The 1,903-nt window shown below is 68.5% G+C and carries 3 protein-coding genes; all 3 read left to right on the top strand.

Going from position 1 to position 1,903, the window contains the following annotated elements; translation table 11 throughout:
• Positions 1–247: 247 nt before the first annotated feature.
• Complete coding sequence (locus FV228_RS28335; protein WP_147857530.1) at positions 248–439, top strand: CsbD family protein; 192 nt, start codon at positions 248–250, stop codon at positions 437–439.
• 77 nt (positions 440–516) lie between these two features.
• Positions 517–693 (top strand): DUF1328 domain-containing protein, encoded by a 177-nt coding sequence (locus FV228_RS28340; RefSeq protein ID WP_082643075.1) that lies wholly within the window; start codon positions 517–519, stop codon positions 691–693.
• A 143-nt stretch (positions 694–836) separates the two neighbouring features.
• Positions 837–1,903, top strand: a 1,067-nt coding sequence (locus FV228_RS28345) for a pseudouridine synthase (RefSeq protein ID WP_147857531.1), incomplete at its 3' end; no start/stop codon positions are given.

Genomic DNA, 1,903 nt, shown 5'->3' on the forward strand with positions numbered 1-1,903 from the left:
GCTGAGCACGAAACCGCGAACGCCGCGAAGGCGCGGTCGAACGCCCCCGCGGCGTTCGCGGTTTCGTGCTCAGCGTCCTGGATCGGATTGGCCGTCACGGTGTTTATCACCCCATCGCCGGGACAGGCACCGACCGGCGCCGGAAGCCGATCCAGGTCAATGTTAATGCCTGGAACATTCCTCTCATCGTCACCGTTGCCTTTACGATTGCGGCGCCGCCGCGAGAGATTGGACGGAAGGAAACGCCATGAGCAGCACCACGGACAAGATCAAGGGCGCCGCCAACGAGGCCCTGGGCAAGGCCAAGCAGGGCCTCGGCGACGTGACCAACAACGACAAGATGAAGGCCGACGGCGCGGCGCAGGAGCTCAAGGGCAAGGCCCAGAGCACCGTGGGCGATGCCAAGGGCGCCGTGAAGTCGGCGACCGACAAGATCTGAACCTTCATGAATGACGGGATCGGAATCCGCCCCTCGCGGGTTCCGATCCTGAACCGGCTGAATTTCGTGAGGATGCCATGATCGGTTGGGCTATCACGTTTCTCGTCGTCGCCCTCGTGGCGGCGCTCCTGGGTTTCGGCGGCATCGCCGGCACGGCCGTCGAGGCGGCCAAGATCATCTTCTTCGTCGCGATCGCCCTGTTCCTGATCTCCGCCGTGTTCGGCGTGATGCGGGGACGTTCCCCGAGGCTTTGAACGGCGGACTGGCGCGCGGATCTTTCGGGGCGGTCCGGCTGGGCCGCCCCTTTTGCGTTCGCGGGTTGCGCGTCGTCAGGTTGTGCATCCGCGGATGCTCAACCCGTCTCGCCTGTCCGGGCCGGCTCTGGTATGGCCGGCTCATGAGTGACTTGCCGAAAGACGACGGTCCGGGGGCTTCTGCCCAGCCGGACACCGACACCACGCGGACCGAGCGCTGGAAGCCCGCCACCGACGCGGGCAGCGAAACCGAGACGAAGCCCAAGGGCAAGCCTTCGCCGAGCGACCCGAGCCCGCCTCAGCAGGCGGTCGCCGCCGAGCCCGTTGCCGAGGCCACGGAACCGGAGGCCGAGGCGCCGACCCCGCCGGGCGAACGCATCGCCAAGGCGATGGCGCGGGCGGGCATCGCCTCCCGCCGCGACGCGGAGGCAATGATCCTGGCCGGTCGCGTGAGCGTCAACGGCGAGACCCTGACCTCCCCGGCACGGAACGTCACCGACGACGACGCGATCCTGATCGACGGCGAGCGCATGCCGGCGCGCGAGCGTAGCCGCCTGTGGATCTTCCACAAGCCGCGCGGCCTGGTGACCACTGCTCGCGACCCGGAAGGCCGCCAGACGGTGTTCGAGGTCCTGCCCGAGGATCTGCCACGGGTGGTCGCAGTCGGCCGGCTCGACATCAACACCGAAGGCCTGCTGCTTCTCACCAACGACGGCGGTCTCGCGAAGGTGATCGCCCATCCCGATACCGGCTGGCTGCGCCGCTACCGCGTCCGTGCCCACGGCGACACCGACCAGGCCCAGCTCGACAAGCTCGCCAAGGGCGTCACCATCGACGGGATGGAGTACGGCCCGATCGAGGCGACCCTGGACCGCGTGCAGGGCGACAACCTTTGGCTCACGCTGGGCCTGCGCGAGGGGAAGAACCGCGAGGTCAAGCGCATCCTCGAGCATCTCGGCCTGTCGGTGAATCGGCTGATTCGCCTGTCCTTCGGGCCCTTCCAGCTCGGCGACATCGAAGTCGGCCTGGTCGAGGAGGTGCGCATGCGCGTGCTGAAGGACCAGCTCGGCAAGGCGCTGGCCGAACAGGCTGGAGTCGATTTCGAGAGCCCGGTGCGCGAGCCGATCGGCGCCTTCGGCAGCCCCAAGAAGGCCGAGCGTGCCCCGGCGCCCGCCAACACCCGCAATGCCGCGCGGCCCGCGCCGGCACC

The organism is Methylobacterium sp. WL18, from assembly GCF_008040015.1.
Taxonomy (GTDB): Bacteria; Pseudomonadota; Alphaproteobacteria; order Rhizobiales; family Beijerinckiaceae; genus Methylobacterium; species Methylobacterium mesophilicum.

Coding starts and splice junctions, on each gene's coding strand:
- FV228_RS28335 (WP_147857530.1), top strand. CDS start 248: ATGAGCAGCACCACGGACAAGATCAAGGGCGCCGCCAACGAGGCCCTG.
- FV228_RS28340 (WP_082643075.1), top strand. CDS start 517: ATGATCGGTTGGGCTATCACGTTTCTCGTCGTCGCCCTCGTGGCGGCG.